Source organism: Helicobacter sp. 'house sparrow 1' (genome assembly GCF_900199585.1).
Taxonomy (GTDB): Bacteria; Campylobacterota; Campylobacteria; order Campylobacterales; family Helicobacteraceae; genus Helicobacter_H.
Genome location: NZ_FZQY01000013.1, coordinates 1 through 20,802 on the forward strand (window position 1 = coordinate 1; position 20,802 = coordinate 20,802).

General features: G+C 32.0%; 18 protein-coding genes. 8 read left to right on the forward strand and 10 right to left on the reverse strand.

What is annotated here, in order from left to right; genetic code table 11:
* Positions 1-392: 392 nt before the first annotated feature.
* From mnmH to C6H31_RS06700, 9 genes are all read right to left on the reverse strand, one after another.
* Positions 393-1,409, reverse strand: a complete 1,017-nt coding sequence (mnmH, locus tag C6H31_RS06660) for a tRNA 2-selenouridine(34) synthase MnmH (RefSeq protein ID WP_104698041.1) — start codon at positions 1,407-1,409, stop codon at positions 393-395.
* Positions 1,402-3,354, reverse strand: a complete 1,953-nt coding sequence (locus C6H31_RS06665; protein WP_104698042.1) for an LTA synthase family protein — start codon at positions 3,352-3,354, stop codon at positions 1,402-1,404. The genes mnmH and C6H31_RS06665 overlap by 8 nt, the downstream gene beginning before the upstream one ends.
* A gap of 1 nt (position 3,355) precedes the next feature.
* Positions 3,356-3,913 (reverse strand): hypothetical protein, encoded by a 558-nt coding sequence (locus C6H31_RS06670; protein WP_104698043.1) that lies wholly within the window; start codon positions 3,911-3,913, stop codon positions 3,356-3,358.
* Positions 3,910-5,061: a sialidase family protein gene (locus C6H31_RS06675; RefSeq protein ID WP_104698044.1), complete on the reverse strand. Its 1,152-nt coding sequence runs from the start codon at positions 5,059-5,061 to the stop codon at positions 3,910-3,912. The genes C6H31_RS06670 and C6H31_RS06675 overlap by 4 nt, the downstream gene beginning before the upstream one ends.
* 4 nt (positions 5,062-5,065) lie before the next feature.
* A complete protein-coding gene (locus tag C6H31_RS06680) occupies positions 5,066-5,566 on the reverse strand; it encodes a chemotaxis protein CheW (protein ID WP_442778079.1) in 501 nt (166 codons plus the stop codon).
* Positions 5,559-7,850, reverse strand: coding sequence for a hybrid sensor histidine kinase/response regulator (locus tag C6H31_RS06685; RefSeq protein WP_104698046.1), 2,292 nt, complete (start codon positions 7,848-7,850; stop codon positions 5,559-5,561). Before C6H31_RS06685 ends, C6H31_RS06680 begins: the two co-directional genes overlap by 8 nt.
* Before the next feature lie 61 nt (positions 7,851-7,911).
* Positions 7,912-8,625 carry a UDP-2,3-diacylglucosamine diphosphatase gene (locus C6H31_RS06690; RefSeq protein ID WP_104698047.1) on the reverse strand — a complete coding sequence of 238 codons (714 nt, stop codon included), beginning with the start codon at positions 8,623-8,625 and terminating at the stop codon, positions 7,912-7,914.
* Between the two features lie 2 nt (positions 8,626-8,627).
* The gene (gene argC, locus C6H31_RS06695; RefSeq protein WP_104698048.1) at positions 8,628-9,632 is read right to left on the reverse strand and encodes an N-acetyl-gamma-glutamyl-phosphate reductase; all 1,005 of its coding nucleotides are present in this window, start codon (positions 9,630-9,632) and stop codon (positions 8,628-8,630) included.
* Positions 9,629-10,141, reverse strand: coding sequence for a DUF4149 domain-containing protein (locus tag C6H31_RS06700; RefSeq protein WP_233709961.1), 513 nt, complete (start codon positions 10,139-10,141; stop codon positions 9,629-9,631). The genes argC and C6H31_RS06700 overlap by 4 nt, the downstream gene beginning before the upstream one ends.
* A gap of 256 nt (positions 10,142-10,397) precedes the next feature.
* Here C6H31_RS06700 and yaaA point away from each other — a divergent pair, with 256 nt between their 5' ends.
* Entirely contained in the window at positions 10,398-11,150 is a 753-nt protein-coding gene (gene yaaA / locus C6H31_RS06705) for a peroxide stress protein YaaA (RefSeq protein WP_104698049.1), read from the forward strand.
* Here the strand turns inward: yaaA and fliI are convergent.
* Positions 11,140-12,444 (reverse strand): flagellar protein export ATPase FliI, encoded by a 1,305-nt coding sequence (gene fliI / locus C6H31_RS06710; RefSeq protein ID WP_104698050.1) that lies wholly within the window; start codon positions 12,442-12,444, stop codon positions 11,140-11,142. The two genes, yaaA and fliI, sit on opposite strands and share 11 nt — an antisense overlap.
* An 81-nt stretch (positions 12,445-12,525) precedes the next feature.
* Here fliI and tig point away from each other — a divergent pair, with 81 nt between their 5' ends.
* The 7 genes from tig to C6H31_RS06745 are packed head-to-tail and all read left to right on the forward strand — an operon-like array spanning position 12,526 to position 20,706.
* Positions 12,526-13,914 carry a trigger factor gene (gene tig, locus C6H31_RS06715; RefSeq protein WP_104698051.1) on the forward strand — a complete coding sequence of 463 codons (1,389 nt, stop codon included), beginning with the start codon at positions 12,526-12,528 and terminating at the stop codon, positions 13,912-13,914.
* A gap of 5 nt (positions 13,915-13,919) precedes the next feature.
* Positions 13,920-14,507, forward strand: coding sequence for an ATP-dependent Clp endopeptidase proteolytic subunit ClpP (gene clpP, locus C6H31_RS06720; RefSeq protein ID WP_104698052.1), 588 nt, complete (start codon positions 13,920-13,922; stop codon positions 14,505-14,507).
* A gap of 27 nt (positions 14,508-14,534) precedes the next feature.
* The gene (locus C6H31_RS06725) at positions 14,535-15,617 is read left to right on the forward strand and encodes a GGDEF domain-containing protein (RefSeq protein ID WP_104698053.1); all 1,083 of its coding nucleotides are present in this window, start codon (positions 14,535-14,537) and stop codon (positions 15,615-15,617) included.
* The gene (gene def / locus C6H31_RS06730; RefSeq protein ID WP_104698054.1) at positions 15,617-16,129 is read left to right on the forward strand and encodes a peptide deformylase; all 513 of its coding nucleotides are present in this window, start codon (positions 15,617-15,619) and stop codon (positions 16,127-16,129) included. The genes C6H31_RS06725 and def overlap by 1 nt, the downstream gene beginning before the upstream one ends.
* Positions 16,130-16,132: 3 nt before the next feature.
* A complete protein-coding gene (locus tag C6H31_RS06735) occupies positions 16,133-17,644 on the forward strand; it encodes a YifB family Mg chelatase-like AAA ATPase (protein WP_104698055.1) in 1,512 nt (503 codons plus the stop codon).
* Positions 17,645-17,679: 35 nt separating this feature from the next.
* Positions 17,680-19,683 carry a heavy metal translocating P-type ATPase gene (locus tag C6H31_RS06740; RefSeq protein ID WP_104698056.1) on the forward strand — a complete coding sequence of 668 codons (2,004 nt, stop codon included), beginning with the start codon at positions 17,680-17,682 and terminating at the stop codon, positions 19,681-19,683.
* Positions 19,684-19,743: 60 nt separating this feature from the next.
* The gene (locus C6H31_RS06745) at positions 19,744-20,706 is read left to right on the forward strand and encodes a catalase (RefSeq protein ID WP_104698057.1); all 963 of its coding nucleotides are present in this window, start codon (positions 19,744-19,746) and stop codon (positions 20,704-20,706) included.
* The last annotated feature ends 96 nt before the right edge of the window (positions 20,707-20,802 follow it).

Sequence of the window (20,802 nt, forward strand, 5' to 3'; positions counted from 1 at the left end):
ATAGTAGGAGACATCAAAACAACAAGATTACATGCAAGGCATATTAAAAGAATTAAATTCAAATGCTAATGTGATTGTAGTGGAATAAGTTTTAAACCCTAACTCTAAAAATAAGAGTTAGGGTAGAAATAATTAAACTCAAACAATCAATCAAGGAGGGAAAAAACTAAAAGATGCAATGCATCAATGTTCTTTAAAATAAAGAGAAATCTTTCTTTCTCTTGCCACCACTTAATTTCTCTTTTTTTCAAAGATTTTTTTATAAAACAAATCTTTAACAACTTAACATGACAAACAATGCGACAATATGCTTTGAAAGTTGAGCATATTCATAATAAACTCCGATTAAGTGGTGGTAAGAGAGGGAAAGGTAGTATTGCTTTGATGAAAAATTAAAGTTTAAGAGAGCTAGATCTGATTTCGTCTAATATTTGTAATGTATTTTCCAAACTTGTGTGATGGATGTGGAAGTTATAATGGTTGATTTTATAAACCTTGTCGTAGTATTTTTCAATTAATACTTCAGCAATTTTTTCAATTTCTTTTTTATCCCATAACTGCAATATTTCATTAAATATAGCATTGCTTAAATAGGGTTTTATTTTTTGCATTGCAGAAGAAAAAAGAGCGTGATTAATGTGTTGATAAAGTTTAACAATTCTTTTGATTCTATCTTCTATTGGAGCAGTAATTAAAATAAAAATTCCATTATGATAATGATAGAAGAGATCCTTAGGTATAACTAAGTTGCCAAGTTTTTTTGATTCTGCTTCAATGATTAGAGGTTGTTTATCTTGTTTTTTTATAAGTTCAAATTCAATGATATTTTCAAACATTTTTTGAGTAGGTTGTTTTCCAAGTTTAAGTGTTGCCAAAGAACCAAAGCTTGAACCATAGTGATGAGCAATACCTTCCAAATCCAAACTAAAGGTTGAATAAGATTGTATAATCTCACTTTTGCCACAACCAGTTGGTCCGCAAAGGGTAATAAATTTATAGGGGTTTTTAAGATTGATTAAAACATTTTGTCTATAGGATTTATAACCACCCTTTAGCTTAAATACTTGCAATCCTAGATTTTTTAAAACTTCATAGAGTGCTTGACTTCTTTGACCGCCCCTAGCACAGTAAATTAAAATCTTATTTTTATAAGAGAAAATTTGCCTTAGGGATTTTTCATTGGATATTTGTTCCAATAATAAAGAGATATTTTTACATACAAGACTGGCTCCAAGTATTTTTGCTTTGATAGAATCTTGATGATAAAGGGTTCCAATTTGCTTAAATTCTAGATTATTTAATACAGGAAAATTTAGTGCATTGGGAATATGAGAATGCTCATATTCATTTGGACTTCTAACATCAATCACCACATCAAAATTTCTATAATCCAAAGCATAATTAATCATTACTTATTTTTTCACCTTTAAAAATAAGATACCAACTTAGGGCACGCGCTTGATTTAGTCTTTCATAAGAATCTGCAAGTGTCTTGTTTGTTGGGTGGATGATAAGGGGTTCTTGTTTTGGTTCATAGATCATATTTTTATCACCAATGACAAAATATCCTAGAGCAAGTTTATTGTGTATTTTAAAATTAGGGTTATTGCTTGCTAGAGGGGCACCAAAGCTAGGATATTGAAACCCTTTTTTTCCCACAAGTTCAATGATTGTAGGAGCAATATCAAGATGAGAGCCTATAGTGGTGGTTTTATAAGGGTTTAGGACAGGCGAGTAGATGATACAAGGAACTTGTTTTGTAATTGCAACACTAGCGTTGCCTGGGTAATATCTATCATAATGATCCCCTGTAATAATAAAAAGAGAATTGGGGTATTTTTTTGACATCTTAGAAATAAAATCCATTAATACTTTGTCATACCAATAGATATGTGCAAGGATTTTTGGAGAAATATTAAGATGGTTTTTCTCAACAAAATCTTCAATTTCTTTCATTGGAACATCATATTTTTCCAAAGGAAGATCATAGGGTGGATGGTTGGAAGTTGTCATAATCATATTAAAACTAGGGGTGTTGTTTGTGTTTTGTAAAATAAAATCAAAAAGAACATTATCACTCACTCCCCAAATATTTTTATAAGGGGTTGGGTAGTTTTTATCTTTTGCAAAAGTAAGCAGATAGGATTCATCAAAGAGTTTGTCAAAGCCTTGAGAATGTGTAAAACTATCTAATTTTTGCCAGTTTCCAGATCCGCCATAATAAAAATAGCTGTGATAATTTAATTGTTTTAAAATACTTGCAATTGAGGTTTGGAAAGTAGGGGATTTTCCAATAAGTGTATGCATAGGAATATCAAGTTGTAACAATCCTGTAATTTGAGAATCTAAACTTTTTGCAGTAGAGGGGGCATTTTCTAGAAAAAAGTCAATATCAAGCGCTTTTTTGTCTTTTATAAGTTTTTTAGTTTGACTTAATAAACCAATAGAATCAAATCTTTCTTCAAAATGCCACTTACTTAAACTTTCTGAAACAATATAAAAAATGTGATGAATTGGGGTTGTAGAAGTGTTTTTTACTTCTTGTTTTAAAAGCTCATAGAGATCATAGGGTGGCGCTTCTTTGGTATTAAAAAATTCTTGAGTAGTAGTAACAATATCTTTAGGATAAAAATCTTTTAGTGAAGATTTTGAAACAACTTTATAACCCTTATAGACAAAATACAATGCCCTAAAGTTATCTGTAGTAATTTTTTTTAGAAAAATATTTTTTGATGGAACAATTTGCTGATCTAAAGACTTGCCCTTAAAGCTAAAAGCAGAGTTTATAAAAAACATCAGAAGTAGGGCAAGTGAGATAAAAGCAATTAGGGATAAAAAATAGTTTTTTGATGTTTTTATTGTATGAATAAATGAAATATTTTTTTTATAAAAGAAAATAAAAGCAAAATTAATTACAAGCCACATAAAAACTTTGACTAAAAGATTATATTCTCCACTAAAACCTGTTTTTAAGATTGCAATTTGATCATCAAAAATAAATCCTAAAAGATTACTATTAAACACATCATGATAGATGATGAAAAATAGCATATGAGCGATGCTTAAAAAACTACAAAGTGAAATAACAAGGCTGGCAAATACCTTTAATCCTTTGTCCTTAAAAATGAAGCTCAAAACAAAATATAAGATTCCAAAAATGGCAATAATGCGGTTATCATATTGCATTCCATTAAAGAGACAAGGAAAAATATCTTCCAAAGAATAAGATGTAGCATCGCCAATTTGAGAATGATAGATGCCAACATAAATAATAAATATAATGCGTAAAACAATAAAAAGTATGACTAAAACAAGGATAAAACTAAAAGTTTTTAAAATATTTTTGAGTAACATCTTATTTCTTTAAAAGCTTAAAAATGAGAGTTAAGATTGAGATGATAAAAAATACCACATCAAAGAGATAGTCAAAGATATTATTGTACTCAAGAATCTTTAAGGCATAGGCAAAAAGGCAAATGAGATAAATAATGCTTAGGATTTTATCAAAGAAGAAAGAAAATAAAATCACACCACAGCCTATAAGTAGAGTATTTCTTTCATCAAGATAATAGATATTTAGTGGAATTACATTTAAGAAACAAAGATAAAAAATTAAATGAGTAAGGGCAATATAAATAAAACCTTTTTTTGAGATTAAAAAGATTTTTTTCTTTTTAAACTGAAAGGTTTCGAGACAAATTAAGGTATAAAATATCAATGAGAAAACACTCAAACTCCCCACAACACTAAAAGTAAGGTCATTAAGACTTAGAGTATGATAAAAGGGGATATTGCACACTAGAATTACTGCAATGATGCCAAAATAATAATTAATTGTTTTTGCCCTAAAGTAGGTAAGAATGAGAAAAACTAGTGCAATGTAAGGGATTGTTAAAAGATAATGATTTATCATTTATATTTCTCCCTTTTTGTAAGATTGTCTAGGTATGTTGCATTGAAATACAAATGCCTGATAAATTTTCTATCTACAGTATAAGTAAGATGTAAAAGATCTCCATTTAGTAGGATAAAAGGATAACTCACTTCTCCATCTTTGGTACTTGTGCTATCTATGTCAAGAAGTTTTTCAAAATAATCTAAAGAAGTAAGTTCTGATAAGGTAAGCTTTCCACGAGTTAAATTTTCATTTCTTGAATTGTGGAGTAAATAGGTTTGATGATTGAGTGTAAAAAGTGCCAAGGAATTATCCTCATTGACTAAATTTGTTTTTATAAGAGGTTTGTAATGCAATTGCGTATCGCATTCTTGTGTATAGAGGATAGAGTTTGCTTTTTTGTGTGCTCTAAAAGCTAAAAGACAATGTGTGGAATCTAGGGTTGTAATACTGGGCTGTAATAAGCCATAGGCATTATTTGGCTTTGATATTTCTAAAATTTTTCCTTTTGAATCTAACACAGCCAATAAGGGGTATTTATTTGCAAGTTCATGATAGATAGGAAGAACTACGCCTTTTTGTTTGGTATTAAAGATAATTTCAATGGGTGCGGTTCTAACAAGATTGCTAAGATTTAAAAAGGGGCTAAGATGCAAAGCTTTTTGAAAGGTGAAATGGATAGACCTGGGATTATTTTTTGAAGTATAGTGATAGATTTTACTAGTGGCCCAGCCTCCAATACTTACTCCCACTACAAAAAGATGTAAAGTATCATCAAGGTTATAAAGCACAGGATTGCCAAGTTTGCTGATATATTCCTTGCTATCTTCCATTAATTGCTTAGGAGTTAGAATAACAAAGGCATCACTCCATTGGTAATTAGTATAGATATTGCCATAGATAGCAACATCTTTAGCACCTTCTCTGCTTCCTGCAAAGTAAGCGCTTAAGAGATGGTTTTTGTCTATGAAGGTTATAGTGCTTGAGTGTGCAGATTGAACACCCTTTGGCATAGGAATATCTTCTTGTTTATAAACACTTATTGGGGAATTTGTTGCTGTAGCAGAGGGGGTAACAAACTCAAACTCTTGATGTTTAGAAAGATTATAATAAGCAATGCTTCCCAATAAGACTAGGGCAAAAAGAAATGTAAAAAAGTGCCTCATATCCCTAAAAAGTCTTTTTTAATAAATTTTCAATCTTTAAAATTGTGATTAATTTATCATCTTGTTTGCCAACACCAAAAATAAGATCAGCCTTTTCATTTATGGTTTCAGGTATAGGATCAATTTGGCTTTGTTTTAACCTCAAGGCTTCTGTAAGTCTATCAATTACAAAGCCTGCAATTTTATCTTCGTGTTTTATTACAAGATAGCAAGTGTCTTTTGTGTGTTTTATAGGAGGGAGGCCAAACTTTCGTCTTAAATCAATAAGTGGAAAAACATTTCCTCTAAGATTAAAAACTCCCAAAACATAATCAGGAGTTTTTGGAACTCTTGTAAAATCAATAGGCTTAACAATTTCAAGGACATTTAAAATTGGAACAGCAAATTCTTCATTACCCACAATAAAACCTATGACCTGTGTCACTTCTTCGATATCTTCTTTTTTAATTTTAGAATAGTTTTGCTTTTGTTGATCAAAAATTTCTTTTAACATTTCTTTATTCATCATCAATTCCTATATTAAGATTAATGTTTCTTCTGATTATATTGATGAGATAATCTTGAGTGCAGGGTTTTGTGATATATTCAGTCATACCAGATTCTATACCCCTCATTCTATCTGTCTTTTCTCTTTTGCTTGTAAGGGCTATTATGGGAAGATTTCTAAAGCGATTGTATTTTCTAATCTCTGATGCAAAAGTATATCCATCCATTTTTGGCATCTCAATATCCACAAGAACAGCATCAAAATTTTTGTCAGTATTTTTTAAGATCTCAATCCCTTCTAATCCATTGGTTGCCTCAATAATTGTAATGCCCAAAGGACTTAGGAACTTTTTGAAAATATTTCTATCAGTAATGCTATCATCAATCATCAAAATCTTATAATCATTTGATTGTCTTTTTGTCTTTGATTGACTTGTATTGTGTTCTTCTGTAATATTGATTTTAACCTCTTTTGCCATTTCGACCATTGCAGGAACATCAACAATCAAAGTTATTTTTCCATCACCCCTAACAGTGGCACCAGCAATACCTAAGGTTCCCTTAAGATAATATCCAAGAGATTTAATCACAATCTCTTCTTGCCCAATAAGGTAATCTACAATAATTCCAATTTTTTGTTCTGCTAAGCCCACAATGACAACATAAACTTCATTAGAATTATCAATTGTAGTTTGGATATCAAAGATGTCAGCAAGACGCACCAAAGATAAAACCTCATTACGCAGTCTTAAAACGCTTCTTCCATCTACACTATAAATTTCATCATGACTAATTCTTACAGTTTCTAGTACCGAAGAAAGGGGGATTGCATAGTACTCCTCTTGAATTGCAACAAGTAGAGCTTGTATAATTGCAAGAGTTAGGGGTATTTTTAATTTAAGAGTAGTTCCTACTCCTTTTTCAGATTCTATCTCAATAAATCCATTTAACTTTTCAATGTTTGTTTTAACAACATCCATTCCTACACCACGACCAGAAATATTGGTAATAGAACTAGCTGTTGAAAAACCAGGCTTAAAGATAAGAGAATACGCTTCTTTATCTCCCATATTTTCGGCTTCAATAGGCGTAATAAGTTGTTTTTCTAATGCTTTTTGTTTGAGTTGTTGTGCATCAAGTCCTTTTCCATCATCGCTAATTTTAATAACAATATGATTACCCTCATTATAAGCACTAAGACTGATAGTTCCTGTTTCATTTTTATTAAGTTTTTTTCTTGTTTCAATGTCTTCAATCCCATGATCACAGGAATTTCTAATAATATGCACAAGAGGATCTCCTATTTCCTCCACAATAGATTTATCTAACTCTGTTTCTTCCCCGCTAATTACAAGCTCAATATTTTTATCTAATTCTCTAGAGAGATCTCTAATCATTCTAGGAAATTTATTAAATACCTTGCTAATTGGCAACATCCTTGTCTTCATCACTGCTAATTGTAAATCCGTAGTGACAGTAGAAATAGAAGAGACAACCTGATTAAATTCTTCTAAAAAGTTTTCTCCATCATATCGTTGTTCTGCATCGCTATAAATGCGTAGCAACCTGTTTTTACCTAAAACAAGCTCCCCAATAAGATTCATTAAGTTATCAAGACGCTTTACATCTACACGAACTGTTTGTTCAATGGAATGCTTCTCTTCGGCATTTTTTGTGTTTTTTGGAGATTTTGCCTCTACAATCATATCGGGTTGTTTTATACTATTTTGTTTTTTCTGCGCTCTTTTTGCTTTATCTTCAGCCTGTCTTTGATTTAAAAGTCTTTGTATTTCTGCTTCTATTTCATCATCACTCATTGAACTATAATTTTCTTCTTTTGTTTCCTTTGATTCTTCCAAAACTATTTTTTTAACTTGCTTTTTTTTCTTAGATTCTTTTTTGGGCTCAAAAGTATTATTTGAAATATCTTGAAGATTTTTAACACATTCTGTGATATCAATGCCTGAGTTTGAATCATCTTTATTTTCTCGGATACTTTGCAAGAGAGCTTTCATCAGATCAATGGATTCTAATACTACATCCATAATGCTAGGAGTGATTATAAGCTCTTCTTTTCTAGCCTTGTTAAGAACATCTTCCATATTGTGTGTAAGATTTGTAAGGATATTAAAACCTAAAAAAGAGCTTGAGCCTTTTATGGTATGAGCAACTCTAAAAATACGATTTAACAGATCAGGATCTTTTGGATTATGTTCTAATTCTATTAAATCTTGATCAAGTTGTTCTACTAACTCAAAAGCCTCAACTAAAAAATCCTCTATTATTTCTTGCATTTCATCCATATTAACCTCATTTACTAAAACATTTAAGCCAATTGATCCGCTAATTTTACAATGTTAATCTTTAATTTAAACTACAAAAAGTTTTTTTAGTAATCCACAAGGTTTTTTTATGGCAGTAAAATGAGGGAATTGCAAGATAATTATATTGTTTTAGGGTTGTATGAAAATGTCCTTCAATTACTGCATCAAAATCTAGGTGTTTTTGCTTTGAGAAGTTGTTGTATGCCTGCAATCTCTTTTGGATGAAGTTATTTGTATTTTTCAAAAACGAAATTTGCTTTTTTATTACCATTTTTTTAGCTATGCGGTAGATAAAACCAAAGCTTATTTTGTCAATAATTTTCAGTAATGCTAGGATCAAGGGAGTATTCATAGAACTAATATAAAAGGAGTATAAAAAAGAGATAAAAAGATCCCCATGCGCTAAAAGTATCTTTTTATCTTCAAAATAAAAGAGTGCAGGTTGTAGCTTTCTTGTATAGATTTTTACTTTAGGGAAGATGGAAAAGGGAATTGCAAAGTCATGGTTGCCTTCAAAATAAAATACTTCAGTCTTTTGGCTTAGTTGATTGATTTTTTGCAACAAAGGGAGATGTTCTTTCAAGCTAGTAGGAATATGGCCAATCAGAAAGTGAAAAATATCTCCCATAAAAAATACTTGGACAGGTGGACTTTGTATCAAACTATCAAAAAAATCAAAAGCCTTTTTATCACTGTCTAAAAAGTGGGCATCTGCAATAAAAAGCGCACCTTCTTTTATAATTTGATTTTGCATCGCTACCCTATAGTTGGAATCCCTAAAGTTTCTTCAAAACCAAACATCAAATTTGCATTTACAACAGCTTGAGAGCTTGCACCCCTCATTAAATTATCAATGCTTGTATTGATAAATAAATCCTTACCATTACATTGAGCAAAAATATCACAAAAATTTGTCCCCTTGGTATTGAGAGCATTCACAGGTTCTTTACGGATACGGATAAAATTTTCATTTTTGTAGTGTTGTTCTAAAATTTTTAAAGGTTCAATAGATCCTTTGAGTGAAGCAAAAATACTCACAACCATACCTGTTGTGATTGGAGTAAGATAGGGGATAAAATTGATCTTTGTTTTTATTTTTCCCAGAGTCTCACATTTTTCAGAAATTTCAATCTGATGGCGATGTTTTAATGGGTTGTAGGCAAAAATATTTTCATTAATAAAGGGGTAGTGGGTATTAGAGCTTAATTTTTTTCCAGCACCACTCACCCCGCTTTTTGCATCAATAAAAACACTTGATTGGATATAAGGTAAAAAGGGCAAAAGACCAAGCAGGGTAGCAGTAGGATAGCATCCAGGATTGGCTATTAATTTAGCTTGTTTTATTTTTTCTCTTTGATATTCTACGAGACCATAAACTGAGTGTTTTAGGTTTTTAGAATCTAAGTGAGGACAATAATTTGCCTCATAATTTTCTTGAGTTAAGCGATAATCTGCAGATAGATCCACTACTTTAATATTTGGATTTTGTTCAAAAAGTTCTTTGCAAAATTGCATAGATTCTTGATGGGGCAGTGCTAAAAAAACAAGTTGGGTATTTTTAGCAACTTCTGTAGCATCAGCCTTTTGTATCAGACAGCTTGCCACCTGAAATAAACTTGGATGGATCTCATCTAGAGTATTTTTTCCACTTGAGTTTGCAAGGTAGGCAATATTAAATTTTGGATGATTTCTTAAAATCTTAAATAATTCATAACCAGTGTATCCACTAATCCCTACAATACCAACATTAACTTTGCTCATTTTTTTGCCTTAGCTACAGGAGATTTTGCAAGCAAAAAGACCCTAGCAAAAAACCCTATAGTAAGCATTACTAAAAGAATTTTAAAAGTATATTCACTTTGGATGTGGATTGTTGCAAATTCAGGAGTGGCAGTTGCTGCTGCACCTTGTTTTTGTGCTTCTATGATTTTTGGGGTGAAATAGAAACTAAAGAGAAAAATTAAAATTACATTGATTATATTGATACCAAGTGGAAAGAAGCTTGTTCTTTTAGAAAGATTGAAAGCAAGTAGTTCATAAACTAAGATGATGATTGCTGTGAAATTTAGCAGGGTATTGAGTTTTAAAAAAACCTGTGTCATTAAAATACCAGAGTCATATTGTGTGATTCCAAGATCTGGCAAAAAACTATAGGCATTAAAAATCACGGGGGCAACAAACATTCCACAAGCTATAATTGACCCCATACTAATCCCTAAAATCCATAAATAAGCAGTCTGTAAAAAAAGTTTAAAAGCTTCTTTATTCAATTAATACTCCTTGTTTAAAGATATAACTTGTTTGCTTGAAATTACTTTTATTCTTAAGTCTTTTTAAATTTTATAATGATACCAAAAATGTTTTTGAAAAATATCTGATGGAAATGAGTCGGAATACTCATAACCAACTATCTACCACCAAGAGATAAAGATGATAAGGCCTTTATTAATAATTTATGTATGTGAGGGATTGAAATTAAGAGATCTTGTGTAAAATCTCACAATCTTTTAGCTTAGGGGTTGTTTAGTGAAAATACTTTTTAGTCCAAGTGAGGAAAAGAAAAAATATTTTGAAAATCATCAAACAGATGAGAATCTTTTGAGGGAATTTTTGATTCCATTTGAAGCAAGAAAAGAGTTTGTCTCTTCTTATTTAGACATATTGCAGAAAGGAAGTGATGAGGAAATATGTAACTTATTTGGTGTAAAAAGTTTGCAAAAATATTTAGATGATCTTGCACTTTGTAATCAATTATTAACAGCACCTAGAATAGAAGCCATTAAACTCTATAATGGAGTGGCATACAAGGCTTTAGACTTTGATTCTTTAAAGCTATCTCAACAAGATTATATTTTGCAAAATGTTTTTATTTTTAGTAATTTATTTGGTGTTGTAAGAGCCCTTGAGAGACTTCCTTTTTATAAATTCAATCAAGCATATCATAACTCCGACTTAGGGATTAAAAAATTATATCAGATGATGAAAATAGCACTAGATGCTTTTTTTGATTCTTCAGAAGAAATCTTGGATTTAAGAGCGGAGGTTTATATTAAGGCCTATAAGATCAAAAAACCTCATTATGTTGTAGATTTTCTTAGACAAAATAAAAAAGTAAGCCATTATGCAAAGTATTATCGTGGTATTTTTCTGAGGAAGCTATCAGAATATGAGATTTCATCTTTTGATACTATAAGGGGATTGTCTTTTGATACATTAGAATTAAAAGATATTGTTGAGGATGAGATGATTACAAGACTGATTTATGAGATCAAAGACTAATTTCCAATAATTTTTGAATTGTCTCATCAAAATGAAAAAACTCTTCTTCGCTTTGTTTGATAAATTCTTCCATTTTTGATTTTTTTTCAATTGCTTCATCAAGCTCCATATCATTGCCCTTTTGATAAGAACCAATACGAATGAGTATTTCATTTTCCTTTAATAGGGAGTAGAGGCGTTTAAATTTTCTTACTGCATTTTTGTGTTGAGGAGAGATGATATCACCACTTACTCTTGAAGCAGAGTTTAAGATATTAATGGGTGGATAAATTCCAGATTCTGTGAGTTCTCTGTTTAAGACTATATGCCCATCTAAAATACTTCTGCTTTGATCAGCTATTGGATCACTAAGGTCATCTCCTTCAACTAAAACCGTGAAAAAAGCCGTAATAGAACCTTTACCTTCTTCTTTTCCTGCTCTTTCCATTAATTGTGGAAGTAGCGAAAGTACAGAGGGGGGATATCCTTTGCTTGTAGGAGGTTCCCCAAGTGCTAAGCCAATCTCTCTTTGTGCCATTGCAAAGCGAGTAACAGAATCCATTATAAATAAAACATCTCTACCTGTATTTTTAAAATACTCAGCCACTGCCATTGCTGAGAATGCACCATATTTTCTCATCAATGCAGAATCATCGCTTGTAGCGACTATAATGACGGTATTTTCAAGATTCCCATTTAAATTTTTATGGATAAATTCTGGAACCTCTCTACCCCTTTCCCCAATCAGTGCGATGACTTTAATTGGAGCTTTAGATCCCTTTACGATCATCCCCATTAAGGTGGATTTTCCTACACCAGACCCTGCAAAAATACCAAGTTTTTGTCCTTTACCACAAGTTAGGAGTCCATCTATAGCCTTAATTCCTACAGGAAAAACTTCATGAATAACCCCTCTTTGCATTGCCTTTATGGGATGGGTAATAATTGGGGTAGTTTGTGTTGTATTTAAAAGACCTTGGTTATCAATTGGATTCCCTAGAGGGTCTAAAACTCTTCCAAGTAGTGCATCTCCAACAGGAAATAATAGTCCTTCTTTTTCTAAAAAAACCTTATCATTTATCCTAAACCCTTCCATAAAAGAAAAAGGTGCAAAACCAAATTCATTGCCTTGGATGATAGTAACCATTCCAAGTGCATATTCTCCACTTTCTTTTTGAATTTTTATGATGTCTCCAAGAGAAGGTGAAAGACCGCTTGCATAAATGATAGTAGGTGTAATTCTTATAATGGCACCATATTTTGGGGAAAGCTGAAAGTTATATTTAAGCTTTGTTTTCAAGTTCTCTAGGGACATTTTAGTGCCTTTAAAGTTGGATTGAAGCATTATTTTGTTATAATCTTTGAATTATACTTTATTTTTTCTAAGAGGAAGGTTATGAATTTATCTACAAGCAAGTTAAATAGCGCAAATGCAATTGCAAATGGAGTGATTGCAGCCAAAGATTTAGAGAATAAATTAACAAAAGTTGCAACAAGGTTGGCTCAAACAATCAAGGTTGATGGTTTTAGAAAAGGAAAGGTTCCTTTAAGTTTGGTGAAGAGTCGCTATAAGGATGCTATTAAGCAGGATGCACAAAAAGAGGCAGTGCAAGAAATGCTTCAACAAGCTATCAAGGATTTAGGGGTTGATATAAAACAAGTAATTGGGGATCCAATCATTACAAAATTTGATGAAAAGGGTGAAGATATTGATGTTGAGATTAAAATCTCGCTCACTCCAGAAATTGATTTAAGTGGTGTTGAGAAGTGTATCCCTGAAGTTAAAATTCCAAATATCCAAGATAAGGCGGTTAAAGAGAGACTTGATGAAATTGCAAAGAGAGAAACGCCTTACATAGATGATACAAAAAATAAGAAGCTTGAGAAGGATGATTGTGCGGTATTTGACTTTGAGGGGTTTGTAGATGGAAAGCCTTTTGATGGCGGAGAGGCAAAGAACTTTGAATTGGTAATAGGTAGCAATCGTTTTATAGCAGGTTTTGAAGATTCTATGATTGGTATGGTTGCAGGAGAAGAGAAGGATATTAATGTGACTTTTCCTAAGGATTACCAAGCTGAGAATCTAGCTGGCAAGGATGCAATGTTTAAAATTAAGCTTCACAAGATTAAAGTTAAGGATAAAATTAAGATTGATGATAGCTTTGCTAAGAAAGTTTTAGCACATAAGGAAGATGCAACTCTTGAGGATCTAAAAAATCAGATTAAAAGCCAACTTGAATTAGAGGCAAAAACAAAGCTTTATAATGAAGAATTGAAAGAGAAATTGGTTAATAATTTATTAGATACTGTTAAATTTGATTTACCTGATTTAATTGTAGAACAAGAGATGGATATATTGTTTAGGAATTCTCTTGCTTCAATCCAACCAGAGGAACTAAAGGAATTGCAAGGTAGTGTAGATAAAGCACGAGAAAAAAGAGAGAGCTTTAGAAGTGATGCACAAAAGAGCGTTAAAATAACTTTTATTGTGGATACACTTGCAAAGAAAGAAAATATCGTAGTAAATGATAACGAGGTTCTTCAGACACTTTATTATGAAGCGATGATGATGGGACAAAATCCAAATGAAGTGGTGCAACATTATAAAGATAATAATCTTTTGCCTGCTATTAAAATGGCTATGATTGAAGATAGGGTATTGCATTATCTCTTGGATAGTAAAATAAGCAAAAAAGAGACATCAGAGGCAAAGGAAGCAGGAGCTTCTAAAGCAACTAAAGATAAAAAAGATGCCAAGAGCTCAACAAAGAAAAAGGAAAAATAGACAAAATGAATTATATTCCTTATGTGATTGAAAAGACAGGTAGAGGTGAGAGAAGCTATGATATTTATTCTCGGCTTTTAAAGGATAGAATTATTCTATTAAGTGGAGAAATTAATGACACTGTTGCTTCTTCGGTTGTAGCTCAGCTTTTATTTTTAGAAGCTGAGGATGCGGAAAAGGATATTTATCTATATATTAATTCTCCTGGAGGGGTGATTACTAGCGCATTTAGCATTTTTGACACGATGAATTATATTCGCCCAGATGTTGCTACTATATGTATCGGACAGGCTGCTTCTGCAGGAGCCTTCTTATTAAGCTCAGGTGCCAAAAATAAACGCTACTCTCTTCCTCATTCTCGCATAATGATTCACCAGCCTTTAGGTGGGGCACAAGGGCAGGCAACTGATATTGAGATTCAAGCAAATGAGATCTTAAGACTAAAAAAAATCTTAAATGAGATTATGGCCAAAAATACAAGCCAGAGTGTCAAAAAAATTATGCAAGATACAGAGAGAGATTTTTTCATGAGTGCGCAGGAAGCACTGCAATATGGCTTAATTGATAAGATTTTACAAAAGAGTCTAAAATAGACAAGAGATAAAGAGAGAAAGCAAGAAATGCCTAGTAATAATACAAAAGATGATTTGGATTTTAGCAGTAATCCGTATTTTGGAGATATTAGTTCTGATGTTTTGGATATCCGTGAAGATTTTGATACACACAAAGAGTATATTGAGGGACAAATAGCAGAAAAAGTAGAAAAATTAGCAGAAGATACTGTAAGAAAATTAACTGATGAATCCTTACCTCCATTGCCAGCAAACTATCAGATGTATTTTGAACGACTTCTTGAAAAAGAAGATGTTGTTTTAAGGCAAAAGATTCAAGCAGTAATGAACTTGCAAGCCATCAGTGAAGATAGGGTCATAGTCTTTGAGAAAAGTGTAAAAGATGGTTTTAAGAATGTCAAAAAGATTTTAGAGCTTGTCTCTATGCTGTATAAAAATATGCAAATTACACAAGGTATTTCGGAAAAATATGCAAAAGAGTTAGTAAAAATTGATAATAAGCTAGTTTTTGATAATACAATGAAACTCTTTTTGAAAGATTTATATCAAGTGAGAGAAAAAGCAGACAAACAACTTCTTCAAATTAAAGCTGTCTATCAAAATACAGTTCAAATTATGAATAGTATTAATGAGGAGACAATTTATGATTCTAAGTTTGGTGTTTATAACAAACGCTATTTTATTTCTTTGGTAGATAAAGAAAGGGAATTAATTGAAGAACTTAAACACGAAACAACAATCTTAACTCTTACTCTTTCAAGGGACATTGTGCTGGATTCTCATGATAAAGCAATGGTTCTTGTGCTATTAAAAAGTATTGCAAAGTTACTACTAAAAACTTCAAGGCGCAGTGATATTTTGGCTTATCTTGGTGATGGGATTTTTGCAATAGCTCTGAAAAATTCTGATCTAGCAAGTGCTAAAAAAGCCACAGAAAGATTGCTTGATGCAGCAAAAGCAACAAACATATTTTCAGATGGTAAGGATATAGCACTAAGTTTGGCAGTAGGTATTGCTCGTGTTGTGCCAAGCAAAAGTGTAGAGAATATTATCCAATCTTCTTTATCTGCTTTAAATATGGCATTGGAGGAGAAGATAGAATTTAAAGTTTATCCACAAGATGAAGAATAATGGCAATTTTAAAAGTTATTAGTTATCCTGATCCTATTCTTAAGCAGAAGTCTAGAGAGGTTACTCATTTTGATGAGAATCTTCATCGCCTCTTAGATGATATGTTTGAGACTATGAGAAGTAGGGATGGGGTGGGGCTTGCAGCTATTCAAGTAGGTGTCTTACAGCGTATTTTGGTTATTAATCTTCCAAGAGAGGACAATCAACAATATGATGAGGATTTGCTAGAGATAATCAATCCTGTGATACTCAAACAAGAGGGTGAGATTCTATGGAATGAAGGCTGCCTTTCTGTCCCTAATTTTTATGAAGAGGTAAAACGCTATAATAGTTTGACTTTAGGATATCAAGATAGGTTTGGTAATGAGAAGGTGTTGCAAGCTGAAGGTTTTTTAGCGGTTGCATTGCAACATGAAATTGATCACTTAAATGGAATTTTATTTATTGATAGACTTTCTATTTTAAAGCGCAAAAAGTTTCAAAAGGAGCTTAAGAAGAATCAAAGAGGCTAGGTAATGATAAATAAAATTTTTTGTGCTACAAGATTTGGAATTCATACAGAGGTTGTAGTAGTAGAAGTTTCATTTACAAAAGGGTTGCCAGCATTTTTGATCTCAGGACTTGCTACAAATGCAATTCAAGAATCTAAGCAAAGAGTTCATTCTGCACTAAGTATAAGTGGATTTGTTTTTCCACCTTTGAAAATTACAATTAATCTTTCACCAGCAGATTTACCAAAGTATGGGAGTCATTTTGATTTGCCTATCGCACTTTTAATCGCATTACAAAAACAAGAAAAAGTATTGCAAAATCGTTGGTTTGCTTTTGGAGAACTTGGGTTAGATGGTGCAATAAAGCACAGCAATGATATTTTTGTATTAGTTCTTGATATTATGCTTAAATACAAGGATGCTTGCATTATTCTTCCCCAAGATAGTGAAAAATATTTTTCTTTTGTCCCCCATCTAAAATGTGTTTATGTTAAGAATTTACAGGAAGCTTTAGAAAAGTTACTGCAAGATGTTCCACCTGCTAAGAATACACAAGATCTTCCCTTTTCATTTTTTGAAGTTGCCAATCAAAGATTTTTTTATTTGCAAGATTTTAAAAATGATTTTAAAGATGTAAAAGGACAAAGAATTGCCAAGAGAGCTGCTTTAATTGCAGCAACAGGATTTCATAATATCATCCTAGAGGGGAGTCCAGGATGTGGTAAAAGTATGATTATTAAGAGATTACAAGAAATTTTACCACCGATGACTTTGGAAGAAATAATCCATAATGCAAAGTTAAATGCTTTAAGCCATCAAGAGATTTCTTTCATTCCTTTAAGAAACTTTAGATTCCCTCATCAGAGTGCTTCAAAGGCAAGTATAATTGGATCAGCCTCAAATAAAGAGCCAAAGCCTGGAGAAATTGCCCTAGCACATCAAGGAATTTTATTTTTTGATGAGTTGCCATATTTTAAGAGAGAAATTCTAGAAGCCTTAAGAGAACCATTGGAAAATGATTGTTTGGTGGTTTCTCGAATGCACTCAAAGATAAAATATGACACTCTTTTTCTTTTTGCAGCAGCTCAAAATCCTTGTCCTTGTGGTAATTTGCTTAGCCCTATTAAAGAATGTAGATGCCTTGATAAAGAGATTAAGGGATATAAAAATAAACTAAGTCAGCCCTTCTTGGATAGAATCGATTTATTTGTGCAGATGAAGGAATTAGATGAGGATCAAAGCAGAGATGTAGATTCTTATCAAATGCAACAACAAGTTTTTAGTGCTTTTATGATGCAAAAGCAGAGAGGACAAAAAAGCTTTAATGCAAAAATGAATGAGATGGAAATTAGAAAATTTTGTATTTTAGATAAGGCAACGGAAGAATTGTTAATAAGGGCGATACAGAGGTTTGGTATATCTGAGCGATCTGTAAATAAAATCAAAAAGGTTGCACGAACAATTGCAGACTTAGACTCTAAAGAAAAAATTGAAAAAACACATATTCTTGAAGCATTAAGTTATCGTCGTATTTAAAAGTTTGTTTTAAGATATAAAAAAAAGGGTTTATTTTGAAAAAAATTTATTTAAAAAATGTTGATTGTCCTAGTTGTGCGAGTAAAATAGAGGATGCATTAAGAAAAATTGATGCACAAGTATCTTTAAGTTTTCCATCTTGTGTTTTATCTATTCATACAGATGATCTAGATGCAGTTTATAAGATTATAAAGAGAATTGAACCAAAAGTAGAAATTGATGAGGGGTTAGAAGAAACTTTTTCTCATCAGAAAATCTTTCTTGTACTAATTGGTTTTGCAATCGCTTTGATACTCCAATGGAATGACCTTGATAAACTATCTTATTTCTTTTTGATTTTTAGCTATGTATTTGCTGTCAAACCTGTAATTTTGGGATCAATATCAAGCCTTAAAAATAGAGTTTTTTTTGACGAAAATACATTGATGCTAAGTGCAAGTATTGCTGCTTTTTTTATTCAAGCTTTTACAGAAGCGGTGGCTATTATGGTGTTTTATTCTTTAGGAGAGCACTTGCAGTCTTTTGCAATTTATAGATCAAAAAAGTCTTTCAAGATGTTAATAAACACTATGCCAGATCAAATTAGTGTTGAAAAAGATGGTATTAGAGAAATTAAAAATATAACTGAAGTGCAATTGGGTGAGGTTGCAATATTTAATGCAGGGGAGTTAATAGCTTTAGATGGTGAAGTTCTTAGTGGAGAAGGCAGTCTTGATGTTCAAGCAATTACAGGAGAGAGTCTTCCAGTTGCTGTGACTAAAGGGGATAGGGTTTTGAGTGGAAGTGTAGTTTTAGATACAAGTTTAAAAATACTAATTACACAAACTTATGAAAATAGTTTTATGCTAAAAATGAAAACAATGCTTGAGCAGGCAATTGATAAAAAAACAAGAGCGCAAAGTTTTATTACAAAATTTGCGAGATTTTACACTCCTATTGTTTTTATCTTTGCTGTTTTAGTAAGCATTATACCTCCTTTTCTTGGGTATGGAGATTTTAGAGAATGGCTTTATCGTGCTCTAGTTGTTTTGATGGTGAGTTGTCCTTGTGCCCTTGTTTTAGCTATTCCTCTTGGATATTTTAGTGCAATTGGTTGTGCAAGTAAGAATGGAATCTTGATTAAGAGTGCAGAGTTTTTAGAAAAGCTTAATGAAATTAGTTTGATTATTTTTGATAAAACAGGAACTTTAACTACAGGAAAATTAGAGATAAAATCACTGTATCCTTTTGAGACTTCCCAAGATGAGCTATTAGAAAGTGCTTATATTGGAATGCAAAATTCTAATCATCTTATCGCATCAAGCTTTAAAAGAGAAAAAAAAGAAGAAATACTTGATAGCAGAGAATTTGCTGGTAAGGGTGTAATGGTAAAAATAAAAGATGCAATCATTTTTGCAGGCAATGCAAAATTGATGAAAGAGCAGGGTATTTCTTATCAAGAACCTCGAGATACGGGAATTGTAGTCCATATTGCAAGAAATCAAAAATATCTTGGATATATTCTTTTGAAAGAGGAAATGAGGCAAGAGACATCAAAGGCTGTAGAATTTCTTAAAGCATTGCAAAAGGAGATAATTATTGTTAGTGGAGATACTATCAAAAATGTTCAAGAAATAGCAACGCAATTAGGCATTAAATATTATGCACAAGCTTTACCAGAGGATAAATACCAGATATTGCAGTCCTATCAAAAGAAAAACCCAACAATGTTTGTGGGAGATGGGATTAATGATGCACCTTCCTTAGCACTTGCAGATATAGGTGTAAGTATGGGAATAAGGGGAAGTGATATGAGTAAGCAGGGATCTGATATTTTATTATTGCAAGATGATTTGATGGGGATTCCAAAAATTTTTAAGATTGCAAGGAAGACAAAAGCGATTCTTTGGCAGAATGTTATTCTAGCATTAGGGATTAAATTGGTCTTTATTATATTGGGCATCTTTGGAATAGCAAGTATATGGGAAGCTGTTTTTGGAGATGTTGGTGTCAGTTTGCTTGCGCTATTAAATACATTTAGAATTTTTAAAGTTAATTAAGTTACTTTGTTGTGTTACAATCGATAGTTCTTAGTGAACAAAAATACTTTTGGAGTTAAAATGAGAAATAAAATATTGAAACTATGTTTAATTATGTCTATAGGAGGTTTCTTAAATGCAGATGAAACCTATGATTCTAATCAGATAGCTGATATTTTTTACAGTTTAAATGGGAAGGCTTTGACTTCAAAAGAAAAGAAGATTAATCATTTACATGGATTTTGCGCAGCTGGCACCTTTGAACCTTCAAAAGAGATTATGCAGGATATTGATTTGCCATTTCTGGGTCAAAATCACATTCCAACTCAAGTTCGCTATTCATTAGGTGGTGCTATAAAGAGTGATAAAAGTAAGCCTAGAGGTCTTGCTTTGCACATGATGGGTAATAATGAAACTTGGACAATGGTGATGCTAAACTCTGAGATTAATTTTGCAAAAAATCCCAAGGAATTTGCTGAGTTTTTTCAGATGAAAATACCTGTGAATGGAAAGGTAGATACGCAAAAAATAAAAAAGCTTACACAAGAGGTGGATTCTTATCGTAACTTTGAGGCGTATATGGAAAAAGTAGGTATTAGTTCAAGTGTTTCTAACACAGCTTACTATAGTATACATACTTTTATGTTTAAGGATAAAAAGAGCGGAGAGATGATTCCTGCAAGATGGAAATTTGTTCCATTGAATGGGATAAAATATTTAAGTAAAGAAGAATTGAAACAATTAGGAGATAAATTCTTAGCACAAAAGTTTCAAAAAGAGGTTGCTAAGAAGCCTGTTGAGTATCAGATGTATTTGGTTCTTGCAAACAAGGGAGATATTATTGATGATACAACTGCACTTTGGAAAGGAGAACATAAAGAATTGTTAGTAGGAACCCTTAAAGTTGAGAAGTATGAGGGTGAAGGTTGTAACAATGATGTGTATTTTCCATCTGAACTGCCAAGTGGAGTAGGGGAGCCAAAAGATCCTTTATTTAAAGTGCGCAATGAGACTTATGGGGTTACTTTTGGGAGAAGACAATAATTTATTAGAGCTCTTAGTCATCTAGTTTGGCTAGTAATAGGGATGCTTATCACTGATAGTTTTTAAGGTTTTGAAGAACATTAATTAGTTTAGACT